Origin of the sequence: Flavobacterium soyangense (genome assembly GCF_015277675.1) — a bacterium.
Classification (GTDB): domain Bacteria; phylum Bacteroidota; class Bacteroidia; order Flavobacteriales; family Flavobacteriaceae; genus Flavobacterium; species Flavobacterium soyangense.
In genome coordinates this window covers 48832-72720 of sequence record NZ_JADHEC010000017.1, presented here as the reverse complement: position 1 = coordinate 72720, position 23889 = coordinate 48832, and the positions used below count along the sequence as shown (strand labels likewise).

Annotated in this window: 23 protein-coding genes; 17 read left to right on the top strand and 6 right to left on the bottom strand. The window is 33.1% G+C overall.

Features of this window, described 5'->3' with window-relative positions; translation table 11 throughout:
• The first annotated feature begins 296 nt into the window (after nt 1-296).
• A complete protein-coding gene (locus IR213_RS09185; protein WP_194312007.1) occupies nt 297-1091 on the top strand; it encodes a transglutaminase domain-containing protein in 795 nt (264 codons plus the stop codon).
• Between the two features lie 52 nt (nt 1092-1143).
• Here the strand turns inward: IR213_RS09185 and IR213_RS09180 are convergent, their stop codons facing one another.
• Entirely contained in the window at nt 1144-1689 is a 546-nt protein-coding gene (locus IR213_RS09180) for a nuclear transport factor 2 family protein (RefSeq protein ID WP_194312006.1), read from the bottom strand.
• A gap of 273 nt (nt 1690-1962) precedes the next feature.
• On the opposite strand from IR213_RS09180, the gene pepT reads away from it, so the two are divergent.
• Together pepT and IR213_RS09170 are read left to right on the top strand one after the other, a co-directional pair.
• Nucleotides 1963-3210: a peptidase T gene (gene pepT / locus IR213_RS09175; RefSeq protein ID WP_194312005.1), complete on the top strand. Its 1248-nt coding sequence runs from the start codon at nt 1963-1965 to the stop codon at nt 3208-3210.
• A gap of 159 nt (nt 3211-3369) precedes the next feature.
• Nucleotides 3370-3783 carry a hypothetical protein gene (locus tag IR213_RS09170; protein ID WP_194312004.1) on the top strand — a complete coding sequence of 138 codons (414 nt, stop codon included), beginning with the start codon at nt 3370-3372 and terminating at the stop codon, nt 3781-3783.
• A 74-nt stretch (nt 3784-3857) separates the two neighbouring features.
• Here IR213_RS09170 and yajC read toward each other — a convergent pair whose 3' ends face one another.
• A complete protein-coding gene (gene yajC, locus IR213_RS09165) occupies nt 3858-4130 on the bottom strand; it encodes a preprotein translocase subunit YajC (protein ID WP_194312003.1) in 273 nt (90 codons plus the stop codon).
• 34 nt (nt 4131-4164) lie between these two features.
• A complete protein-coding gene (nusB, locus tag IR213_RS09160) occupies nt 4165-5076 on the bottom strand; it encodes a transcription antitermination factor NusB (protein WP_194312014.1) in 912 nt (303 codons plus the stop codon).
• A gap of 157 nt (nt 5077-5233) precedes the next feature.
• On the opposite strand from nusB, the gene IR213_RS09155 reads away from it, so the two are divergent.
• Together IR213_RS09155 and IR213_RS09150 are read left to right on the top strand one after the other, a co-directional pair.
• On the top strand, nt 5234-6994 hold the full coding sequence (locus IR213_RS09155; protein ID WP_194312002.1) for an ABC transporter ATP-binding protein: 1761 nt from the start codon (nt 5234-5236) through the stop codon (nt 6992-6994).
• A gap of 68 nt (nt 6995-7062) precedes the next feature.
• Complete coding sequence (locus tag IR213_RS09150) at nt 7063-7443, top strand: PUR family DNA/RNA-binding protein (RefSeq protein WP_194312013.1); 381 nt, start codon at nt 7063-7065, stop codon at nt 7441-7443.
• A gap of 72 nt (nt 7444-7515) precedes the next feature.
• Here the strand turns inward: IR213_RS09150 and IR213_RS09145 are convergent, their stop codons facing one another.
• The gene (locus tag IR213_RS09145) at nt 7516-7851 is read right to left on the bottom strand and encodes a tRNA-binding protein (protein ID WP_194312001.1); all 336 of its coding nucleotides are present in this window, start codon (nt 7849-7851) and stop codon (nt 7516-7518) included.
• A gap of 102 nt (nt 7852-7953) precedes the next feature.
• Between IR213_RS09145 and IR213_RS09140 the strand changes: the two genes are divergently transcribed.
• On the top strand, nt 7954-8514 hold the full coding sequence (locus IR213_RS09140; protein ID WP_194312000.1) for a thioredoxin family protein: 561 nt from the start codon (nt 7954-7956) through the stop codon (nt 8512-8514).
• A 79-nt stretch (nt 8515-8593) separates the two neighbouring features.
• On the opposite strand, the gene IR213_RS09135 is transcribed toward IR213_RS09140, so the two are convergent.
• Nucleotides 8594-9526, bottom strand: coding sequence for a peptidylprolyl isomerase (locus IR213_RS09135; RefSeq protein WP_194311999.1), 933 nt, complete (start codon nt 9524-9526; stop codon nt 8594-8596).
• 118 nt (nt 9527-9644) lie between these two features.
• On the opposite strand from IR213_RS09135, the gene trmD reads away from it, so the two are divergent.
• From trmD to IR213_RS09085, 10 genes are all read left to right on the top strand, one after another.
• Nucleotides 9645-10325, top strand: a complete 681-nt coding sequence (trmD, locus tag IR213_RS09130) for a tRNA (guanosine(37)-N1)-methyltransferase TrmD (RefSeq protein WP_194311998.1) — start codon at nt 9645-9647, stop codon at nt 10323-10325.
• Between the two features lie 158 nt (nt 10326-10483).
• Complete coding sequence (rplS, locus tag IR213_RS09125) at nt 10484-10834, top strand: 50S ribosomal protein L19 (RefSeq protein ID WP_194311997.1); 351 nt, start codon at nt 10484-10486, stop codon at nt 10832-10834.
• A gap of 171 nt (nt 10835-11005) precedes the next feature.
• Nucleotides 11006-12313: an isocitrate dehydrogenase (NADP(+)) gene (locus tag IR213_RS09120; protein WP_449404261.1), complete on the top strand. Its 1308-nt coding sequence runs from the start codon at nt 11006-11008 to the stop codon at nt 12311-12313.
• 129 nt (nt 12314-12442) lie between these two features.
• The gene (locus IR213_RS09115) at nt 12443-14824 is read left to right on the top strand and encodes a TonB-dependent receptor (protein ID WP_194311996.1); all 2382 of its coding nucleotides are present in this window, start codon (nt 12443-12445) and stop codon (nt 14822-14824) included.
• A gap of 5 nt (nt 14825-14829) precedes the next feature.
• Nucleotides 14830-15651: a DUF4249 family protein gene (locus tag IR213_RS09110; RefSeq protein ID WP_194311995.1), complete on the top strand. Its 822-nt coding sequence runs from the start codon at nt 14830-14832 to the stop codon at nt 15649-15651.
• Nucleotides 15652-15876: 225 nt separating this feature from the next.
• A complete protein-coding gene (locus tag IR213_RS09105) occupies nt 15877-16539 on the top strand; it encodes a thiamine diphosphokinase (protein ID WP_194311994.1) in 663 nt (220 codons plus the stop codon).
• 121 nt (nt 16540-16660) lie between these two features.
• Nucleotides 16661-17605 carry a 23S rRNA (adenine(1618)-N(6))-methyltransferase RlmF gene (gene rlmF / locus IR213_RS09100; RefSeq protein WP_194311993.1) on the top strand — a complete coding sequence of 315 codons (945 nt, stop codon included), beginning with the start codon at nt 16661-16663 and terminating at the stop codon, nt 17603-17605.
• Nucleotides 17606-17666: 61 nt separating this feature from the next.
• Nucleotides 17667-19658 carry an excinuclease ABC subunit UvrB gene (gene uvrB, locus IR213_RS09095; protein WP_194311992.1) on the top strand — a complete coding sequence of 664 codons (1992 nt, stop codon included), beginning with the start codon at nt 17667-17669 and terminating at the stop codon, nt 19656-19658.
• A 176-nt stretch (nt 19659-19834) separates the two neighbouring features.
• Nucleotides 19835-22192 (top strand): PAS domain S-box protein, encoded by a 2358-nt coding sequence (locus IR213_RS09090; RefSeq protein ID WP_194311991.1) that lies wholly within the window; start codon nt 19835-19837, stop codon nt 22190-22192.
• The gene (locus IR213_RS09085) at nt 22189-22584 is read left to right on the top strand and encodes a response regulator (protein ID WP_194311990.1); all 396 of its coding nucleotides are present in this window, start codon (nt 22189-22191) and stop codon (nt 22582-22584) included. Before IR213_RS09090 ends, IR213_RS09085 begins: the two co-directional genes overlap by 4 nt.
• 214 nt (nt 22585-22798) lie before the next feature.
• Here the strand turns inward: IR213_RS09085 and IR213_RS16315 are convergent, their stop codons facing one another.
• Nucleotides 22799-23002, bottom strand: coding sequence for a hypothetical protein (locus IR213_RS16315; protein WP_228479147.1), 204 nt, complete (start codon nt 23000-23002; stop codon nt 22799-22801).
• 57 nt (nt 23003-23059) lie between these two features.
• On the opposite strand from IR213_RS16315, the gene IR213_RS09075 reads away from it, so the two are divergent.
• Complete coding sequence (locus tag IR213_RS09075; protein WP_194311989.1) at nt 23060-23878, top strand: alpha/beta hydrolase; 819 nt, start codon at nt 23060-23062, stop codon at nt 23876-23878.
• Nucleotides 23879-23889: the final 11 nt, after the last annotated feature.

Here is a 23889-nt window from a genome sequence, read left to right as displayed (position 1 = left end):
GCAATTCTTCTGAAATATAGGGAGGTAGGTTTTTTATTTTACAAAATAATCCTAGCATTTACTAGGGTTAAAAGGAATTTATTGCCTAAATCTTAGTTTTGTCGGTCGATAGTGAAAAACAATATGTAATTACACTTTATAAATTTATTTGCCTTAATATCCAAAATTTTCAGATTTTTACTAATTTTATTTATTACTTTAGTAAATCTATTACAAATCAAACCCTCAAATCAAAAATAATAAAACTTTTTGTGTCTAATGAAAAACATAGGACAACTAACCATATCAATCAAATAATGAGTAAAACTCTAAATTGGTATTTAAGAAGACATCCCCTTTTATATAAAATTAGATATAAATTAGTATCCAAGAATTCTTCATTGGCTTCCATTGAAAAATTTTGTTACAATGATTTGAATAATAAAACTGACATTCCATCCAATTTTTTTGAAACAAATAATTTAATATTTGCTAATTCAAGAAAAGATTTGAATGATTTTGAAAAAGCCACTACAATAGCAATCTGGCTAAAAGATAATATTAAGGGCGGTCCAGGTTTAGGCAAATCATCATCAAAAGCCTTACAAAAAATGATTCAAGGTGAAGGTGGAGTTTGTAGCGACTTTTCTCAAATCTATTCAAATTTTTGTGTTATCAATGACATAAAAGTCAAGGAATGGGGAATGAAGAGTTTATCAAAGGATTCAGCCGTTTCAGGTGGACATTCCTTTAATGAAGTGTATTGTGAAGAATTTCAAAAATGGATAATGATAGATATCGCAAAGTCAATCTTCTTTTATCACACAAACAAAGACATACCGTTATCGACTCTTGAATATATTCAGCTAAAAAAAGAGAAAAAAGATATTATAATTACTGCTATTAGAGCCAATAATGAAATTGATCATCAATACATAGAAAATATATTCCTGATTTCAAATTCATTACCTTTTATAATAACGAATTACAATAACAAAACGTATGACTATTTCCTGGAAAAGCTTGGATTCTTTCCAGAGTCAATCATTCACGGCATACTTATTCTCATTGGAAAAGGCTATGCTTTTGAGTTTCCCATAGAAGAATATTAACAAAAAAAAACGGTGCTAAAAGCACCATTTCTATTTCAATATCAATCAACAATTATTTCTTTTTTGGCATCGCAGCCATAATAGGAACCCTATCTATATATTGATAGACCTGATCAATTTTATCATTGTCATTAAAATGGAAAGTGTTATGAATCCATTGAGTCATTGAACCCCCTCCTTTGTATTTAGCCGTTACTTGATACCAAGACAATAACCAATAACCATCTAGAGGTATATTTCCTTTTTCGTTTACCTTTAACGGTAACCAAATATCTTTAGTAAAAGTAATAGTTTCAATAACATTTGCTCTTCTATCCCTCCAATATTTATCAATTGCTGGTTTTCCAACCAAGCTGTCGCCACTATTCCAATAAAACTTAGCATTATCAGCATAATTTGACATCCAAGCATCCATATCACCTTTAGATAAAGCAACTAGTGATTTTTTTCCAATTTCTGAGTATTTAGCATCTGCAAATACTACGGGTGCAACTGCTTTAGCAGTATCTGCTGTAGATGTTGCTGGTTTCATTGCCGCTTCTTTTTTGCAACCAAAAAATAAGGATGCACACAAGACAAATAAAAATAGTTTTTTCATAAGTTGAAAATTTAAGTTATTAATATACAAATAGTTAAAAATTATTTTTGAAAAAATATTTGATGAAATTTGGGAATAAATTTAACAATAAAAAAATTATATTATTGATTTATTTATAATAAAATAACAAAAATAGTACTGATTATTAATGTTTTATAAAAAATAACTTACGCTTATTTCTTTGCGAAATACCTTTTTAAAGCTAATCTAAAATAAAAAAGAAATGACTTTAGCCCTAATGAAAATGATTATATTTGTATAAAAAAATACAAAATGCAACATATCATTGACCGTTTTATAAGTTACGTCATCATAGACACAGAATCAGATTCAAGTTCAGAAACAACTCCAAGTACAAAAAAACAATGGGATTTAGCCAATAAACTAGTTGAAGAACTAAAATCCATTGGAATGAAAGACGTTACCATAGACAAAAAAGCATACATAATGGCCACTTTACCTTCTAATGTTGACCACGATGTTCCAACCATTGGCTTTATTTCACATTTTGATACCACGCCAGATTTTACGGGTGCCAATGTAAAACCGCAAGTTATTTCTAATTACGACGGTAACGATATTGTATTGAATGCGGAACAAAATATTATTTTATCTCCAAAATATTTCAAAGATTTGTTGCAATACAAGGGACAAACCCTAATTACCACTGACGGAACCACGCTTCTTGGGGCAGATGACAAAGCTGGAATCACCGAAATTGTCACAGCAATGGAATTCCTGATTAAAAACCCAGAAATTAAACACGGAAAAATTAGAGTTGGTTTCACACCAGATGAAGAAATTGGTCGTGGCGCACATCATTTTGATGTCGAAAAATTTGGATGCGATTGGGCCTACACTATGGACGGAAGTCAAGTAGGCGAATTGGAATATGAAAATTTTAATGCGGCTGGAGCCAAAATTACTTTCAAGGGAAAAAGCGTTCATCCGGGTTACGCCAAAGGAAAAATGATCAATTCGATGCTTATCGCCAATGATTTTATCAACGAATTACCAAAAGGTGAAACTCCTCAGGAAACAAAAGGGTACGAGGGCTTTTTTCACGTTCATCATTTAACCGGAAGTATCGAAGAAACAGTTTTGGAACTCATTATTAGAGACCACAGCAAGAAAAAATTCACAAAACGCAAAGAATTAATTGCCAAAATCGCCCAGAAATTCAATAAAAAATTTGCAAAACAATTTGGTGAAGATATTGTTATTGCCGAAGTTAAAGATCAATATTACAATATGAAAGAAAAGGTTTTGCCTGTAAAACATATTGTGGATATTGCCGAAAAAGCGATGAAAGAATTGGGAATTAAACCAATCATAAAACCCATTCGTGGCGGAACTGATGGTTGCCAATTATCCTATAAAGGGTTGCCTTGCCCAAATATTTTTGCTGGCGGGCATAACTTTCACGGAAAATATGAATATGTTCCTGTCGAAAGCATACAAAAAGCAATTGACGTGATTGTAAAAATTGCAGAGTTGACCGCAAAACCAATTGCCAAATAAATCATTTTAAAACAATAAATTTATTAAAAAACCATCAATCGATGGTTTTTTTTATGAAAAAAAAATGAAGTAAAAACTTAACATTGGCGAATACCTTTAATGACTATATTTGTTTACAATTAATTTACATTAAGAATATATCATTTAAAAAATAGAAATATGGAAGAAAACAAAGAAGAAATTGCAAATGAAATTACCCCAGAAACGGTTGAGGTAGTTGCAACTCCTAAACTAAAAAAACCTAGAGTTAGCAAATCAACTAAAGAAGTTGATGAAACTATTGACATTCCTGTAGTTGAAGAAAATCAAGAAATAATAATTTCAGAAGAAACGGTTATTCTAGTAAAGAAAAAAACCAAAAAAGAAAAGAAAAAAAATAAAATGAAAGAAAAAGAAAAAGAAAAAGCAAAAAAAGCGAAAGCAAAAGAAAAAGCTAAGGCTAAAGCAAAAAAAGCAAAAAAAGCAAAAAAGGATAAAGCTAAAAAAGCAAAACTAAAAGCTAAAGCCAAAGAGAAAAAGGCTAAAGCAAAATCAAAAAAAGCAAAGAAAAATAAAAAGAATAAAAAGAAATAATCCAATTGTTTAAAATAAAATTCCCAAATTCCAATTAGTAAAGTTGGAATTTGGGATTTTTTATAGCTAAAATACTATTTTTTATTCAAAGATGCGCTCATTTCCATAGAAATTGCTGAACGCTCCATTTTTAGTTTTCCAGCCATTGTTTCGATAACAACAGTGGTATCTGCAAGCTCAGCCACTTTGCCGTGAAGTCCGCTTTTTGTGATAATTCTGTCACCCACTTTCAAAGCGCTTTCAAATTCTTTTTCGTTTTTGGCTCTTTTTTGTTGTGGTCTGATCATAAAGAAATAGATCACCACAAACATTAATAAAAACGGCGCAAATTGAGTTAATTGTCCCATAATTTTTAATTCTTTTTTTGTTTATAAATTGATTTTACATTAATCCACGACCAGCTTTTATAATTCTATTGCTGGCTTGTAGTTCTTTTACTAAATTGTCTAAAATTCCGTTGATAAAAATACTGCTTTTTGGAGTAGAATATTCTTTGGCAAGTTCTAAATATTCATTCAAGGTAACTTTCACTGGAATCGAAGGGAATTTCAAAAATTCACAAATAGCCATTTTAAGAATAATGGTGTCAATTTCGGCAATTCTTTCACTATCCCAGTTGGGTGTTTTATCTATATATTCCTTTGCTAATTCGGACTCATTCAAAACTGTTTTTCTATATAAATCTTTAACAAAATCGCGATCTTCGTTGTCTTTGAATAATTTTGGAACCCTGAAATTTCCTTCGTCAACAGGTTTCAAAGCTTTCAATTGCTTAATAATTTCAGTGTTTACCACTGGAATATCATCAATCCATGTCAATTTATTGTCTTCTAAATATTCGTATAATTTTTCATTTGGAACAATTACATCCATAAACAAATCAACAATAAATTCCTTGTCTTCTTCGAATGTGTTAACCGCATTGCTCATATATTTTGCATATATTTTGCTTTGCTTGATGTCATTAAGAAGGATTAGAATATAATCGTCGTTTAAGCTCCAATTGTTGATTTTTCGATTTTCTAGAGCAATACTCAAAGAATTATTTTCGGCAAGTAGTTGAAAAATACTGTTCTTGATAAATTTTTCATTGGGTTTGCGTTCCTGAGGAGTGGCAAGATGTTTTTGACTTGATTTATGCAAAAAGACAGTTTCTTTTTTACAAATTTCTATCAAAGAGGAAATCATTATAAGGTATAAATCCTGAATGGCATCAATACTATGAAAAAGGAATTTCTCTTCTTTTTCTAAATCATCTGACCCATTTTGATGCATCGCATAAATGGATTGCATAACCTTGACGCGAATATGTCTTCTGTTTACCACCTTGTAAGAACTTTTATTAAATTAGTTTGCAAAACTAAGGATTTCATCTTTTAAAAAAGAATTAAACTTGAAAAATATCTGAATTTCATCTTACCTTTGGAATTCTTAAGATTATTATATTACCATGAAAGAATTAAGTTATTTAAATAAATATTTCGTCAAATATAAATACAGCTTTTCAATAGGCATCTTTATTACCATTATTGCCCAAATATTTTCCTTGTTTACACCAAAATTAATTAGCAAGTCCTTTAATATAATTGAATCATTTGCAAAAGATAAGACTGTAGACAAATCCGTTATTCAGCAGGAATTAATTTCCAATATTTTATTAATTATTGCCACCACAATCATTGCAGGCTTCCTAACTTTTTTAATGCGACAAACCTTAATTGTGATGTCTCGCCACATCGAATTCGATTTAAAAAATGAAGTTTTCAGGCAATACGAAAATCTTTCCCATAATTTCTATAAACAAAATCGAACGGGAGATTTAATGAACCGCATCAGCGAAGATGTCTCGAAAGTGAGAATGTACGTTGGCCCAGCCGTGATGTACACCATAAACACCATCATTCGCTTTACCATCGTGATTGTATATATGTTTAATGTATCTCCACGACTTACATTGTACACTTTGCTTCCATTGCCGATTTTGTCTTATGCTATTTTTAAAATAAGTTCCGAAATCAATAAAAGAAGTACTGTTTTCCAACAATATTTATCCAAAGTTTCCAGTTTCACCCAAGAAATATTTTCGGGAATTCGAGTAATAAAAGCCTATTCATTAGAAGATCAGCATCAAAACAACATGGTAGAATTGGCCAATGAGAGCAAAAGCAAAAGCTTGAGTTTGGCAAGAATCCAAGCCTTATTTGGCCCCTTGATGATGGCCCTCATAGGAATTAGCAACTTGGTTGTGATTTATTTTGGCGGATTAATGTACATCAACGGAACCATAAAAAGCATTGGAACCATTGCCGAATTTATCTTGTATGTCAATATGCTTACGTGGCCTGTGGCTTCATTGGGTTGGGTTTCCTCAATGGTTCAGGAAGCCGAAGCGTCTCAAAAACGAATTAACGAATTCCTGAAAATTGTACCGGAAATCCAAAACAAAAACCCTGAAAAATCAATAATTGAAGGCGCAATTTCTTTCGAAAATGTTAGTTACACTTATGAAGATACCAATATAAAAGCATTGGAAGATGTAAGTTTTACAGTTCACAAAGGCGAAACTTTGGCAATTCTAGGAAAAACGGGGTCGGGAAAATCAACGGTAATTTCTTTAATTTCCCGTTTGTATGATGTAACCGAAGGTCGCATTACCATTGACGGAAAGGAAATAAGCAAGATGAACTTATTTGATCTGCGAAACAATATTGGAATCGTGCCACAAGATGCTTTTTTATTTTCGGATAGCGTAAAAAACAATATCAAATTTGGTAAAGAAAACGCCACCGACAAAGAGGTGGAAGCAGCTGCAAAAAGTGCCATAGTTCACGACAATATTATGGGTTTCAATAAAAAATATGAAACCATTCTTGGCGAAAGAGGAATTACGCTTTCCGGCGGACAAAAACAACGTGTTTCCATAGCAAGAGCTATTATCAAAAATCCAAAAATCTTGCTCTTTGACGATTGTTTATCTGCAGTGGATACAGAAACCGAAGAAGCAATTTTGAATAACTTACAGGAAATTTGTAAAGACAAAACCACAATTATTGTCAGTCACAGGGTTTCATCAGCAAAAAATGCGGACAAAATTATTATCCTTGACGAAGGACGAATTATTGAGCAAGGTTCTCATAATCAATTAATAAATCAAGAGGGTTATTATGCTGCCTTATATCTAAAACAACTTTCTGAAAAAGAATTGCAATAAATGTTGTGTAATAAATATATTTTTTAGATTTTTGGTTACTTTAACAACACAAAATTGGCAGAATGATTATGAGAGAAAATGATATGTTAGAAAAAGAAGAGATATTTTCGAAAGTTTTACGAGCTGGAAGAAGAACTTATTTCTTTGATGTGAGAGCCACAAAAGCGGACGATTACTATATCACCATTACCGAAAGCAAGAAATTTACCGAAGCAGATGGTTCTTTTCACTTCAAAAAGCACAAAGTTTATTTGTACAAAGAAGATTTTGCTGCTTTCACTGAAATTCTGGAAGAAATGACTTCTTATGTTTTGAACCATAAAGGGGAGGAAGTAATCTCTGAAAGACATCAAAAAGATTTCAAAAAAGAATATGCTTCTGACAAAATAGAAGACGATGAATTGCCTTCAACATCAAGTTTTACTGATATTGAATTTGACGATATTTAATTGTAATACAACAACCAAAAATAACTAACCAAAACTAAAAAGTCCGAAAGTCGAAAGATTTTCGGGCTTTTTTTATCCTATTCTCAGTCCATTTTCAATCTTAAAATCAGGCGCCAATAAAATCACGTCGCCCTCCTCACCCATTGCCCCGAGCACTAAACATTCACTCATAAATTTTCCGATTTGCTTTTTGGGAAAATTAACCACGGCTATGATTTGGCGATTTACTAAATCTTCTTTATTGTAGCGTTTAGTTATTTGTGCCGAAGTTTTTCGAATGCCAATATTGGAACCAAAATCAATAGTGAGTTGGTAAGCAGGTTTGCGAGCTTCGGGAAAGTCATTGACTTCGAGTATTGTTCCCACTCTCATTTCTACTTTTTCGAATTCTGTCCAGGATAAATCCATAGTTTTGTTTTAAAGCATACAATTTTTTCTTTCCAAATTTACAGATTTCAATTTAAAACAATCATTTTTTCTTACCTTTAAACTTTAAAATCGAAACAAAAAATGTCACGAACTCAATCGAATATGTTAGCACTGGGGACTATTGCTCCCGAGTTTTATTTAAAAGACACCAATTCTGCCGATAGTTATTTTTCTTTTGCAGATATAAAAGGCGAAAAAGGAACTCTTGTTATGTTCATCTGTAATCACTGTCCTTTTGTGCATCACGTTATTCGCGAAGTGGTTCGAATTGCCAATGATTATCGTGTACAAGGCATAGGCGTTGTGGCTATTTCAAGTAATGACGTGAATGAATTTCCACAAGACTCACCGGAATTAATGACCGAATTCGCTTTCGAAAATAATTTTGAATTTCCCTATTTATATGACGAAACCCAGGAAGTGGCCAAAGTTTATGATGCAGCTTGCACACCAGATTTTTATTTTTTTGATAACCAAAACAAATTGGTTTATCGAGGTCAACTTGACGACAGCCGACCTGGAAATGGTATTCCGTTAAGCGGTAGTGATTTGCGTGGTGCAATCGACGGCGTGATTTATAACCGAATCATAAATCCTAATCAAAAACCAAGTTTAGGTTGTAATATTAAGTGGAAAAAATAAAAGTTCTCTTAAAAAAGAAAAGCTTCCAACCTTTCGAAGGCTGGAAGCTTTAAAATAATATCGCTTTGCGTATTTAAGATTATTTCACATCTATTAATTCCACATCAAAAATCAACGTTGCATTTGGTGGAATTACCCCACCTGCTCCTGCTGGTCCATAACCTAAATCAGATGGAATAACGAAACGTGCTTTATCACCCACTTTCAACAAGGCAATTCCTTCGTCCCAACCTTCGATAACCTGACCTATCCCTAATTTGAATTCAATAGGCTTTTTTCTTGGATAAGAAGAATCAAAAACTTTTCCGTTTTCTAAAGAACCTTCATAGTGAACCGAAACTGTTTTTCCTTTTTCAGCCTGTTTGCCGTCTCCTTTTTGTATAAATTGGTAACGCAAACCGCTTTCTGTTTTTTCAAAACCAGCAGCTAATTTTTCCATTTTTGCTTCTGTTTCTGCTTTTAAGGCTGCAGCACGTTTCAAACGAGCACCTTTTAAACCAACAAATGCCTCAATTGCATTCCAGTTTTTAGCTTCCTCACCCACTCTGATAATTTCAAGAGTTTCTAATATATCGCCTTGAGCAATTGCATCAACAACATCCTGACCTTCAATTACGCTTCCAAAAACCGTGTGTTTATCATCTAACCAGGGAGTTGCAACGTGTGTGATAAAAAACTGTGATCCGTTACTTCCCGGGCCTGAGTTTGCCATAGACAAAACACCTGGCGCATCGTGACGCAAATCTTGATGAAACTCATCATCAAATTTGTATCCAGGATCTCCGGTTCCAGTTCCTTGGGGACAGCCACCTTGCACCATGAAATCTGGAATTACTCTATGGAATTTCAATCCATCATAGAATTTAACCCCTTGAGGTTTTATTTTATTTTCCATATTTCCTTCTGCAAGAGCTACAAAGTTCCCTACAGTTCCAGGAGTTAAATCGTGTGTTAGTTTTACTAAAATCGATCCTTTTGTGGTGTTGAATTTAGCGTATATTCCGTTTTCCATTTTTATTGTTTTTTATTGAAGTGCAAATTTACGAATTAAATAGAGAATTTGAAAATTTGAAAACCTTGAACTTTTCAATCTCCAAAACTTTGTACCTTTGCATCCTAGAAAATAAATTATGCGCATTGATATTATTACCGTTCTCCCAGAATTGCTTCGAAGTCCTTTCGAGGCTTCGATGATGAAACGTGCCATCGACAAAGGAATTGTGGAAGTTCACATCCATAATTTACGGGATTATACGACCAACAAACAGAAAAGCGTGGACGATTATCCTTACGGCGGTGGTGCCGGAATGGTGATGAATATCCAACCTATTGATGATTGTATTACACATTTGAAAAGCGAAAGAACCTACGACGAAATCATTTATATGTCGCCGGATGGGGAAACTTTGAACCAGAAAATGGCTAACACAATGTCGATGTATGAAAACATCATCATTCTTTGTGGTCATTATAAAGGTGTGGATCAACGCGTACGCGACCATTTTATTACTAGAGAAATTTCGATTGGCGATTATGTTTTGTCGGGAGGAGAATTAGGCGCTTTGGTTTTAAGTGATACACTTATAAGATTGATTCCAGGAGTTTTGAGCGATGAAACCTCAGCATTGACGGATAGCTTTCAGGATAATTTATTGTCCGGACCAATATATACAAGACCTGCCGATTACAAAGGATGGAAAGTCCCAGAAGTTTTAACTAGCGGAAATTTTGCCAAAATCGACAAATGGCGCGAAGATATGGCGTATGAACATACTAAAAACAGACGTCCGGATTTACTCGAAGAGAGTTAGAAGTTATAAACTAAAAAGTTAAGCGTTTTTTTGTGAAAATATTTCAGAACTCATAACCCATAACTCATAACTTTTTTTTACATTTGCACCCTCATTAGACCAACCTCTGGCGAAAACCGTGAATGTTGCTCTTTTTAAAACCATAATAAAAAATAAAAATGGCAGATTTAATGAAATTCGTTAAAGACGAATTGGTAGCAAAAAAAGATTTCCCTGTATTCGGAGCTGGTGATACTATCACAGTTTATTACGAAATTAAAGAGGGTGAAAAAACAAGAACACAGTTTTTTAAAGGTGTTGTTATTCAAAGAAGAGGTTCTGGTAACACAGAAACTTTCACAATTCGTAAAATGTCAGGTGCAATTGGAGTAGAACGTATCTTCCCAGTAAACTTGCCAGCTTTGCAAAAAATTGAAATCAACAAAAAAGGTCACGTTCGTAGAGCTAGAATTTTCTACTTTAGAGAGCTTACTGGTAAAAAAGCTAAGATTAGAGACAAAAGAAGGTAGCCTACTATCTCTTATTCATAAAACTCCCAATTCGTTTGGGAGTTTTTTTTGACATAAATTAGCGTGAAAAATCTACAATTCTATAAAAATACGCTCTAGTTTTTTCAATTTATCGATAATAAAAGTAAAAATTACTGATTTCATAATTCATTTTGTGTAAATAAAAACTTAATGAAAACGCATTCCTTTATACGAAAACGTTTTATTATCTTTGCGGCGCACATTATAGAATATTATTATACACATCAATACATTATGGCAAAAATTAAAGTGGCCAATCCAGTGGTTGAATTGGATGGCGATGAAATGACTCGAATTATTTGGTCGTTTATCAAAGAAAAATTAATTCTCCCTTATTTAGAATTAGACATTAAATATTACGATTTAGGAATTGAAAGCCGAGAAGCTACAAATGACCAAATCACAATTGATTCGGCAGAAGCTATAAAAAAATACAATGTTGGCATCAAATGTGCCACAATTACTCCAGATGAAGAACGCGTGAAAGAATTTAATCTTTCTAAAATGTGGAAATCTCCAAACGGAACTATTCGTAACATCGTGGGTGGAACCGTTTTTCGTGAGCCGATCATTATGAGAAATGTTCCTAGGTACGTTCAAGGTTGGACAAAACCTATCGTTATTGGTCGTCACGCATTTGGAGATCAATACAAAGCCACTGATACTGTTATCAAAGGAAAAGGAAAATTAACCATGACTTTTGTTCCTGAAGAAGGCGAAACCAAAACTTGGGAAGTTTATGATTTTGAAGGGGACGGCGTAGCAATGGCTATGTACAACACCGACGAAAGCATTTATGGATTTGCACATTCTTCTTTCCAAATGGCTTTAACCAAAAAATGGCCTTTGTTTCTTTCAACAAAAAATACCATTTTAAAGGCTTATGATGGTCGTTTCAAAGATATTTTTGAAGAAGTTTTTCAAAAACACTACAAATCAAAATTTGAAGCAATAAAAATTACATACGAACACAGACTTATTGATGATATGGTTGCGTCTTGTATGAAATGGAATGGAGGGTTTGTTTGGGCTTGTAAGAACTACGATGGTGATGTACAGTCTGATACTGTAGCACAAGGATTTGGTTCACTTGGATTAATGACTTCTGTATTAGTTACTCCTGACGGAAAAACCGTTGAAGCAGAAGCTGCTCACGGAACCGTAACACGTCACTATAGAGAGCACCAAAAAGGAAGAGCAACTTCTACTAATCCAATTGCATCCATTTTTGCCTGGACAAGAGGTTTGGAACACAGAGGAAAACTAGACGGAAACCAAGAGTTAATTGATTTTTGTCATACTTTAGAACAAGTTTGCATAGACACTGTTGAAAGCGGAAAAATGACTAAAGATTTAGCTATCCTAGTTAAACCGGAAGGAATGACTGCTGACGATTATTTAACTACTGAGAATTTCTTGGCAGCAATTAAAGAAAACTTGGAAGCTAAATTAGCATAAGTTTTTTTATCATTATTATATAAAGGACGACCCGAAACGGTCGTCTTTTTTTTTATTAGTAATTCATTAACAAATGTTGATAGTAATTTGCATTTTATTTTACGAAATTTACACCACAAAATTTTAACAATGATTTCAAAGAAAATTGTCACCTTATTTCTCTTTCTTTTAGCGACACTATTTTCTTTTTCTCAAGAGAAATTTACAATCAGCGGAACCGTTACTGATTCTAATAGCAACGAAACCCTTATTGGCGTAAACGTTACAATTCCTGAATTAAAAACAGGAATTCCCACAAATGAATATGGGTTTTATTCGCTCACGCTGCCAAAAGGGATTTATAAAATTCAAATAACCTATTTAGGTTATCAAACTATTGAAGAAACAATAAACCTGAAACAAAACACAAAAAAAAATTACAACCTAATTAGCAATGAAACTGTTTTGCAAGAAGTAGTGATTATTGATAACAGCAACAAAACCACTATTCGGAAACCTGAAATGAGTGTTAATAAACTATCCATTTCTACTATCAAAAGAATGCCGGTTATTTTTGGAGAAGTTGATATTATTAAATCCCTTTTATTGCTTCCGGGAGTTTCAAATGCAGGCGAAGGTGCGTCAGGTTTTAATGTGCGTGGCGGCGGTGCCGACCAAAATTTAATTTTATTGGACGAAGCCACTATTTTCAATTCATCACACGTTTTTGGTTTTTTCTCTGTCTTCAATCCTGATGCAATCAAAGATTTAAAGCTATACAAAGGAGGGATTCCGGCACGTTATGGAGGCAGAGCGTCATCTGTTTTAGATATTTATCAAAAAGATGGTAGCAGCAAAGGATTTCACGTTAATGGTGGGATTGGATTAATAACCAGTAAAATTTTGGTCGAAGGTCCAATTGTAAAAGACAAAGGATCTTTCCTGATTGGAGGACGAAGTTCTTACGCTCATTTGTTTTTGAAACTTTCTGAAAAACAAAAAGACAATACAGCTTATTTCTATGATTTAAACACAAAATTAAGCTATAAATTAAACCCGAACAACAACTTGTATTTGTCGGGATATTTTGGCAGAGATGTTTTTTCCATCAGTAAAAGTTTTACTAACACTTATGGAAACTCGACCTTAAACCTGCGTTGGAATCATCTGTTTTCAGAAAAATTATTCTCAAATCTCTCCCTTATTTACAGTGATTATTATTATGGCTTGGACCTAGATTTCGTAGGATTCAAATGGGATTCCGGCATCAAAAATTACAATATAAAATACGATTTTAAAAATTATATTTCTGATAAATTCAAATTGAATTATGGCGTTAACGGTATTTATTATAACTTCAATCCCGGAACTATAAAACCATCTAATTCAGATTCGGGCATTAATTACAATCAATTAGACAAAAAACAGGCATTTGAGCCTGCATTATATATTAATGCTGAACAGGAAATTTCAAAAAAAATATCTCTTTCTTATGGTTTACGATACAGTCTCTTCTATCGTTTAGGACAATCAACTGTAAACTTTTATGCTGATAACAATCCCGTAACTTTTAATTCGGATATCCAGATTTATGAAAGTGCAACTCCTATTGGAACCAAATTCTACAATAAAAACAAAGTTATTCAAAGCTATAACAATCTGGAACCACGTTTTACTGCAGGGTATCAACTTAATGAAAATCAATCCATAAAAGCAAGTTATAATAGAATAGCTCAGTATTTACAGCTAGTTTCTAACACCTCATCACCTACTCCGTTAGATGTTTGGACACCGAGCGATAATTATATTAAACCACAAATTGCAGACCAAGTTGCTTTAGGCTATTTTAGGAATTTCAAAGAAAATAGGTATTCCCTAGAGGTAGAAACCTATTATAAAAAAATACAAAATCGATTGGATTATATTGACGGAGCAAATTTAGTTGCCAATAATGCCGTTGAACAAGTGATTCTAAATGGTCAATTGCGGTCTTATGGTTTAGAAATAATGCTTCGCAAAAATGAAGGAAAATTAAATGGCTGGATTTCCTATACTATATCAAAATCTGAACAACAAACGTCAGGAAGAACACCTCAGGAAACAGGAATAAACAGCGGAAATTGGTATAGTTCTGCCTATGATAAATTGCATAATTTTGCTGCAACAGGTTCCTACAATTTAAACAAAAAATGGTCTTTTGGATCCAATTTTATTTTTCAGACCGGTCAACCAGTAACGTATCCAAATGGTAAATACGAATACCTCGGCGTTTCAATACCAAGTTTTGGATTAAGAAATGAAAATAGACTTCCCGCCTTTCATCACTTAGATATTTCAGCCACCTTAACTCCGCATAAAAACGATAAAAGAAGTTGGAAAAGCGAATGGGTTTTTAGCATTTATAATGTCTACAACAGAAAAAATGCCGCTTCCATTACTTTCAGGCAAAATACAGATACTGGTAACAATGAAGCTGTAAAAACTTCCATTTTTGGAGTTGTTCCGGCCGTTAGTTATAATTTTAAATTTTAATCAAAATGAAAAAAACACAACTCTTTTTTGTTATTATAATCGCATTTTTTTTCAATAGTTGTGAAGACGTTGTCAAAGTAGATTTGAAAAATGCACCTCCAAAACTTGTCATTGAAGCATCCATAAACTGGCAAAAAGGTACCTTAGGAAATGAACAGAAAATAAAATTAACAACCACCACAGATTATTACAGTAATGTAATTCCAAAAGTTTCTGGGGCAACTATTTTTGTTAAAAACAGCTCCAAAGTCATTTTCTATTTCATCGAAAAACCAAATACCGGCGAATATGTTTGCACCAATTTTATTCCAATACTAAATGAAACCTACACCTTAACAATAATTAGTAAAGGCCAAACTTATACCGCTACAGAAACCCTAAAACCAGTGGCGCCAATCACTAAAATTGTTCAAAACAATCAAGGTGGTTTTCTCGGAAAAACGATAGAAATCAAAACCTATTTCAACGATCCGGCTTCCGAAGAAAATTATTATATGTATGTGTATGGCTATCAAAATCCATTATTAGACAATTATTATATTGGCGAAGACACCTATTTTCAAGGAAATGAATTTTTCAGTCTTTCCCAAAATAACGATTTAAAAATTGGAGATGCAATTAAAATAACGCATTTTGGAATATCAAAAACGTATTCAAATTATATGAAAGTTTTAATTAGCATTGCAGGAAATAACAATGGAGCTCCGTTTCAATCTCCTTCCGCAACCGTGAGGGGAAACATTGTAAATACGACAGATTTCAACAATTATGCTTTGGGGTATTTTTCCCTAAGCGAAATTGACATCCGAAATTATGTGATTCAATAAGAAGCCATTCCAGCTATCCATTACAAAAAAACAGTATTAAAAATAGTTTTCCAAAGCCTTCAAGGAACTTCCGCTGGTCGTTCTTGAAACCTGGCAAAACTAAATTTTTCAACACTGTTTTGTTTTTAATTGCTATCTGGGCTAAAAAACCAGTAATTACAAATTCCGAGTTATGAATCACTATCTTTGCACTCGTAATTTTCAATTCGTAATTCACAATTAACTATGTCTTCACACCATATCGTTCGAGACGACCAAGAACCAGCTTTGATTATTGCAAACGGCGCTTCCTGCAACATAGAATTATTAGGACAATTACTCGAATGGTCTCCATTAGTTATAGTACTTGACTCAGCAATGGAACGTGTTGTGGAATTGGGCATAAAAGTAGATGTTTTACTGGGCGATTTCGACCGAGGGTTTGATCCGGAATATTACAAGGAAAAACAATTTCCACTAGAAATTGTCCACACGCCAGATCAAAACAAAACCGATTTAGAGAAAGCATTTGATTATCTTATCGAAAGAAAAATTCCTGCCGCAAACGTAGTCTGGGCAACCGGAAAGCGCGCTGATCATACCATTACAAACCTGACAAATATTACCCGATACCGAGATTTATTAAAAATCGTTGTACTCGACGACCATTCAAAAGTATTTTTATTGCCCAAAAAATTCGAAAAATGGTATCCTGCCAGCACACCAATTTCTCTCATCCCAATCGGAAATGTTACAGGAGTTCACTCCAAGAATCTATTTTATCCATTATCTAATGACACACTAACCATAGGTTACAGAACCGGAAGCAGTAATCACGTGATTGCAGATGGATTGGTAATTATAGAACACAATGAAGGCGATTTATTGCTTATGGAATGTTGGGATTAATTTCACGAGCATAAATAAAAAAAATGCGACAATCTTTATAATCTGTGGCAAAAAAAGCGTTTCTATCAGTTATATCCGTGTTCCAAATATTACAACTATCTTTGCCACCTGAATAGAAAAAATGAAACTGAAACCGATTATCGAAAAAACCAATTTACATCCTAAAAATCAACACCGATTAGGATATAATTTTGAACAATTAATTACAACTTGTCCTGAACTTCAACAATTTGTTGCTATTAATGAACATAATATTCAAACTATAGATTTCAGTAATCCCAAAGCTGTAAAAGCACTCAACAAAGCCTTGTTAATTGCTAATTACGATATCAAAAATTGGGATATTCCAGATAATTACCTTTGTCCTCCTATTCCGGGTCGAGTAGATTACATTCATTATATTGCTGATTTATTGGCTTCAAACAACAATGGTGTTGTGCCTGAAGGCGAAAATGTTCAAGTGTTAGATATTGGCATTGGGGCAAATTGTATTTATCCAATATTGGGAAACTCTGTATATGGTTGGTTCTTTGTTGGTACAGAAGTAGATGAAAAAGCCATTCAAAACTGTAAAAGAATCATAGAAGATAATCCAAAATTAATGGACGCTATAAGTTTGCAACTCCAAACCGAATCGCGTTTTATTTTCAAAAACATCATTACTCCCGAAGATCGTTTTTCGCTAACGATTTGTAACCCGCCGTTTCATAACTCCCAAGAAGAAGCTACAAAATCATCTATTCGCAAAGTCAATAACCTTGAAAAAACTAGAACTAAAAATCCAACTTTGAATTTTGGTGGCCAAAATGCCGAATTATGGTGTGAGGGCGGAGAATCTGGTTTCGTAACGCAAATGATTTTCGAAAGTGCTAAATATCCAATGCAATGTTTATGGTTTACAACTTTAGTATCAAAAAAAGAAAATTTGGCCAGTTTTTATAAAACATTGAATAAAGTAAATGTCGCCGAAGTAAAAACCATTGATATGGCACAAGGACAAAAAAACAGTAGAATTCTCGCTTGGACATTCCAATCAGAATCTCAACAAAAAAACTGGAAGTTTTAAGTCTTTCTAAACTATTTTTTTTTGTATTACTTTGTAACTTTGTAATTCTGAAAAATAGTAAATGAAATTTCAAGTTATCTCCGATTACCAGCCCAAAGGTGACCAACCACAAGCCATTGAAAAATTAGCTCAAGGGATTGAGGCAGGCGAACGCTATCAAACTTTATTGGGGGTAACGGGTTCCGGAAAAACATTTACTGTAGCTAACGTCATTCAGGAAGTGCAAAAACCTACTTTGATTTTAGCACACAACAAAACATTGGCGGCACAATTATACTCAGAATTCAAACAATTTTTTCCGAATAATGCCGTGGAATATTTTGTTTCATACTACGATTATTACCAGCCTGAAGCTTTTATGCCTGTTTCTGGAGTATTTATCGAGAAGGATTTATCCATCAACGAAGAGCTGGAAAAAATGCGTTTGAGCACTACTTCCTCACTACTTTCAGGGCGAAGAGATATTATAGTTGTGGCATCGGTTTCGTGTATTTATGGTATTGGAAATCCTGTGGAATTTCAGAAGAATGTCATTGCCATCGAGAAAAACCAAGTTATTTCCCGCACCAAATTATTACATAGTTTGGTTCAAAGTTTATATTCCAGGACAGAAGTCGATTTTAATCCCGGAAACTTTAGAATAAAAGGAGACACACTCGAAGTCTATCCTAGTTATGCAGATGATGCTTTTAGAATTCACTTTTTTGGTGATGAAATCGAAGAAATTGAAGCTTTTGATGTCAAAACTTCAAAAGTAATCGAGAGACACGAACAACTTACCATTTATCCCGCGAATATGTTCGTGACTTCGCCTGACACATTACAAAGTGCTATATGGGAAATCCAACAGGATTTGGTTAAACAAGTTGATTATTTCAAAGAAATTGGCAAACATCTAGAAGCCAAAAGACTAGAAGAACGAACCAATTTTGATTTAGAAATGATTCGCGAATTAGGTTATTGCTCCGGAATTGAGAACTATTCCCGTTATCTAGATGGCAGAGAAGCCGGCACAAGACCATTTTGCTTATTGGATTATTTTCCAAAAGATTACTTGATGGTTGTTGACGAAAGTCACGTTACGCTTTCGCAAGTTCACGCCATGTATGGCGGCGACAGAAGCAGAAAAGAAAACTTGGTAGAATATGGTTTTAGGCTTCCGGCTGCGATGGACAATCGTCCGTTGAAGTTTGAGGAATTTGAGGCGATGCAAAACCAAGTCATTTATGTATCGGCAACACCAGCCGATTATGAACTACAAAAAACCGATGGAGTTTATATCGAGCAAGTCATTCGTCCAACAGGATTATTGGATCCAATAATAGAAATTCGTCCTAGCTTGAATCAAATTGATGATTTAATAGAGGAAATCCAAGCAAGAGCCGAAATTGACGAACGTGTTTTGGTTACTACTTTAACCAAAAGAATGGCGGAAGAATTGGCAAAATATTTAACCAAAGTTTCAATTCGTTGCCGTTATATCCATTCAGATGTTGACACTTTGGAACGCATTGAAATTATGCAGGATTTACGAAAAGGGTTATTCGATGTTTTGATTGGCGTGAATTTACTGCGTGAAGGATTGGATTTACCTGAAGTTTCCCTGGTGGCCATTCTCGATGCCGACAAAGAAGGCTTTTTGAGAAGTCACCGTTCGCTTACCCAAACCATTGGTCGTGCGGCGAGAAACCTCAACGGAAAAGCGATTATGTATGCTGACAAAATTACGGCAAGTATGCAAAAAACTATTGATGAAACCAATTACCGCAGAACGAAACAAATTAATTTTAATATTGAAAATAATCAAGTTCCTCAGGCTTTAAACAAGAAAATAGAAAGTGCCTTTACAAAAAATCCATTAGCAGATTATGAATTGGGCTATACTAGTTCAATAGCCGCGGAGCCCATCACGGAATACCTTTCGAAACCAGAAATCGAAAAACAGATTCGGGAGAAACGAAAAGTAATGGAAAAAGCAGCCAAAGATTTAGATTTTATGCAAGCTGCAAAACTGCGGGACGATATTAAAGCACTCCAGGCACAATTAGTATAAACCTGCTTAACCTCTTGAAATTAAACGATCTACTTAAAACCTTCAGTACTTGTCTAATTTTGCTTTTTAACTTTTAATTATAAATTGACTTTATGTTAAACACTATTTAATAAAAAAATAGTAAGTTTATCAAATTAATTAAGAAAATTGGCCCCAAGCCTATCAAAAAACAATAAATGAGAGATGAGAAAAACTGGACTAATTTCATAAATTGGTTTTCAAATAGACCCAGAGTTTCTGGGTTTTTACTATTCATAGCTATTACTATTGCCACTCTTTTTGTAAGTCTGTTAAGAAATCATATTCAGAGAGAAGAGGAACAAAATAAAATGAATATTATTTTAACAAATGCTCATCAAAATATTGAGGAATCTTTAAAAAACTGTTACACCACAACTACTTCACTTGCTCTTACTCTTAATAACGATGGTATCCCTAAAAATTTTGATACCATCAGTAAACAACTCATAAAATTAAATCCTATTGTCAGTGTAGTTCAATTAGTTCCTGATGGAATAATCAAGTATATCTATCCAATGAAAGGCAATGAGGCTGCGATGAATTTAAACATTTTAAATTCTGAATACCTTAAAAAAGAAGCTAAAAGATCTGTTGAAACACAAAAAATTTATTTTGCCGGACCCCTTAATTTAAAACAAGGAGGGGTTGGAATTGTAGGAAGACTCCCCATTTACAATAACAACAAGTTTTGGGGATTTTCTTCAGTAATTATTAAATTGGAAACTTTATTAAAAGCCTCCGGAATTAATTCTATTGATCAATCCAACTATTATTTCCAGTTTTCAAAGAAAAACCCAAATACTTCCAAAGAACAATTTTATCTTCCTTCCAAAACAAATTTAGATAAAAGCTACTATATTTCCCAAAACATCTCTGATAGCGATTGGAAACTCTATTTGATTACCAAAAAACCATTTAGAATTTATCCTCAAATTCTGTTAAGTGCAATTTTAGGCTTTATTATTGCCATATTGCTTGGTGTTTTAACAACAAAATTATTGGAAAAACCCGAAGAGTTAAGACTTTTGTTAAAAGAACAGGAGAAAAAACTCTTAAAAAATAAAGTGAAGTTCAAGACTGTTTTTGAACAAGCCACTATTGGTTTTGCGATAATAGATGCCTACAAATTTGATTTATTGCAAGCCAATGAAAAGTTTTACAATATGCTTGGTTTCACACACAACGAGATTAAAGAGAAAGGCTTGGGGAGTTTAACCCATCCTGATGACATAGATAATACCCTATTAAATATAAAAAAACTTAATGAAGGTTTAATTAAGGAATATTTTTCGGAAAAAAGATGTCTCACCAAATCTGGAAAAATTATTTGGGTTAATCTGACCATTTCTCCTCTTTGGGAAAACGATGAAAAGCCTGCTACCCATATTGCTTTTATCAAAGATATTACGGAGAGAAAAGAGGCTGAAGAGCTAAATAAAAGAAATGAAGCACGTTATAAATCACTAATTGACACAATAGACGGTATCGTGTGGGAGTACGACTTAGAAACAAATTCTCCAACTTTTATAAGCAAAAAAATAGAAGATATACTAGGGTATTCAGTAGATGATTATTGGGGAAGTCCAAGTTTTTGGGAAGATCATATACATCCCGAAGACCGGGAATTTGCAATGACACTATCTGCCAAAGAAAACAAAAACTATACAAATCATGTTTTCGAATACCGAATGATTACTAAAAGCGAAAAAGTAATATGGATAAGAGACAATATGAATTACGTTTTTGAAGATGGGAAACCGGTAATATCCAGAGGTATCATGATTGATATAACCGTAATGAAAGAAGCCGAGAAAGACTTAAATAACTCGCTGCAATTAGTCACTGAACAGAATAAAAGACTACTCAATTTTTCTTATATTGTTTCACATAACTTAAGATCACATACCAGCAATATTGAATCTATTATCAATTTAATAGAATCTGCTGATTCAGTAGAAGAACGCAATGCGATGATGCATTTGCTAAAATCTGTTTCCAATTCACTTGACGAAACAATGATACACCTGAACGAAGTTGTAAATATAAATACAAATATGAGCTTAGTAGTTAAGCCACTGAATTTAAACATGTATATTTCAAAAGCAAAAGGTGTACTTTCAGAACAAATACTGTTAAACGGAGCTTCCTTTATCACAAACATACCCGATGATGCATTGATAAACTATAATTCAGCGTATATGGAGAGTATTCTTTATAATTTAATTTCAAATGCAATCCGCTACAAGCATCCCCAACGAAAACCAATTATTACAATAAACTTGCAAAAAGAGAATGACAAAGATGTCATTGAAATTTCAGATAATGGTATTGGAATTGACTTAAAAAAACACGGTAATAAAATTTTTGGAATGTACAAAACATTCAGTAATAATTCAGATGCAAGGGGAATTGGGCTATTTATAACAAAAAACCAAATTGATGCTATGGGTGGAATCATAACCGTAGACAGCGTCGTCAATGTAGGTACAACTTTTAAAATCTATATCAAATGAAAAAAAAGATAATCTGGATTATTGATGATGATCGCATTTACCAAACAATCATCGATAAATTGATTTTAAAATCGGGTGTTTTTTCAGCACATTCCTCATTCTTAAATGGAAAAGAGGCCATAAATGCATTAAATAATATATTAGAAGATATTGAATCTCTTCCTGATATTATTTTACTGGACATAAATATGCCTGTTATGGATGGTTGGGAATTTATGGAAGAAATAAAAATGATAAAATCTAAAATCAGCAAAAAAATTATAATCTATATAGTAAGTTCTTCCATAGCTGTTGAAGATAAAAACAAGTCTAAAACGTATAAAGATATATTTGGTTATATCGCAAAACCAATTTCTGTAAAGGAATTAATCACCATGATTTCACATGAATAATGATTTAATTTTATAAACTTAGTTATGCTGTAACTTAAAAATTTCCAATAATACATCAACATCAATTATTGGGCTTTTAGTCATTTTCATCATTAGAGAATACGGTTGGCAATTATTGTATTCAACCCATATTAATTGCAATTTGTTGGATAGCCCCTTCTTTTTTATAATGTAAAACGACGTCACAATGCATTAATAAAGTCAAACGATAAAACTACTGGAAGCGTTCGAACTCAGATTTTATAACTATTCGAGGTAAATCCTGATGAAATACATCAATAAACTTAGTTTTGTCAATATTTAATTTCTTTCCACAATTGCCTAAAAATGCGTATTCTTTCTTATGTAAACTACCGTCCACAGTGGCAAATGCAATCATTTCTGAAAGTAAACTTCTTTTATTTTCGAAAGTGCTCATCTAATCATTAATTTTAGCTAAAAAATTATTTTTAAATTGAAATATATACTCCAAACAATGATTCAAAGATTCATACTACTTTTTATACTCTTTATTGCGTCAGGAAAAACCATCGCACAACAAAGCACGGCTTCAAAACAAGTTTCAACTTTTACAATCGAAGCACCACAATTAGGATATGTAAAGAAAATTTGGATTTATTTACCTAAGAATTATGATTTATCTAAAAAGAAATATCCCGTAATTTACATGCACGATGCACAAAATCTTTTTGATGCAAAGACTTCCTTTGTTGGAGAATGGAATATAGACGAAAAACTTGATAGCCTTAACGCACAAGCAATTGTCGTGGGTATTGAACACGGAAATGAAAAACGAATTAACGAATTAACACCCTATAAAAACGCAAAATATGGAGGTGGAAATGCCAATAATTATCTTGAGTTTATTGTAAAAACGTTAAAACCAGAAATAGACATGAAATACAGAACAAAAACAAATGCACGAAACACTGCTATTATGGGAAGTTCAATTGGCGGATTGGTTTCCTATTATGCCGTTTTAAAATATCCTGAAGTTTTTGGGAGAGCGGGAATTTTTTCGCCATCTTTTTGGTTTAACCAAGAAGAAATAATTGATTTAACTAAAAAAACTCCAAAACTAAAAACCAAAATTTATTTTCTTTGCGGCGATAATGAAGGTGATGAAAGTGACAAAAAAATAATGATTACAAACATTAATAAAATAGATGATTTGATTGCCGAAAAAAGATGTGAATGTAACAATATGACAAAAGTGAAAATAGTAAAAGGCGGACAACATAACGAAAAATTATGGCGAGATAATTTTGTAAAAGCGTATCTTTGGCTTTTTTAATTCAAGTTTGA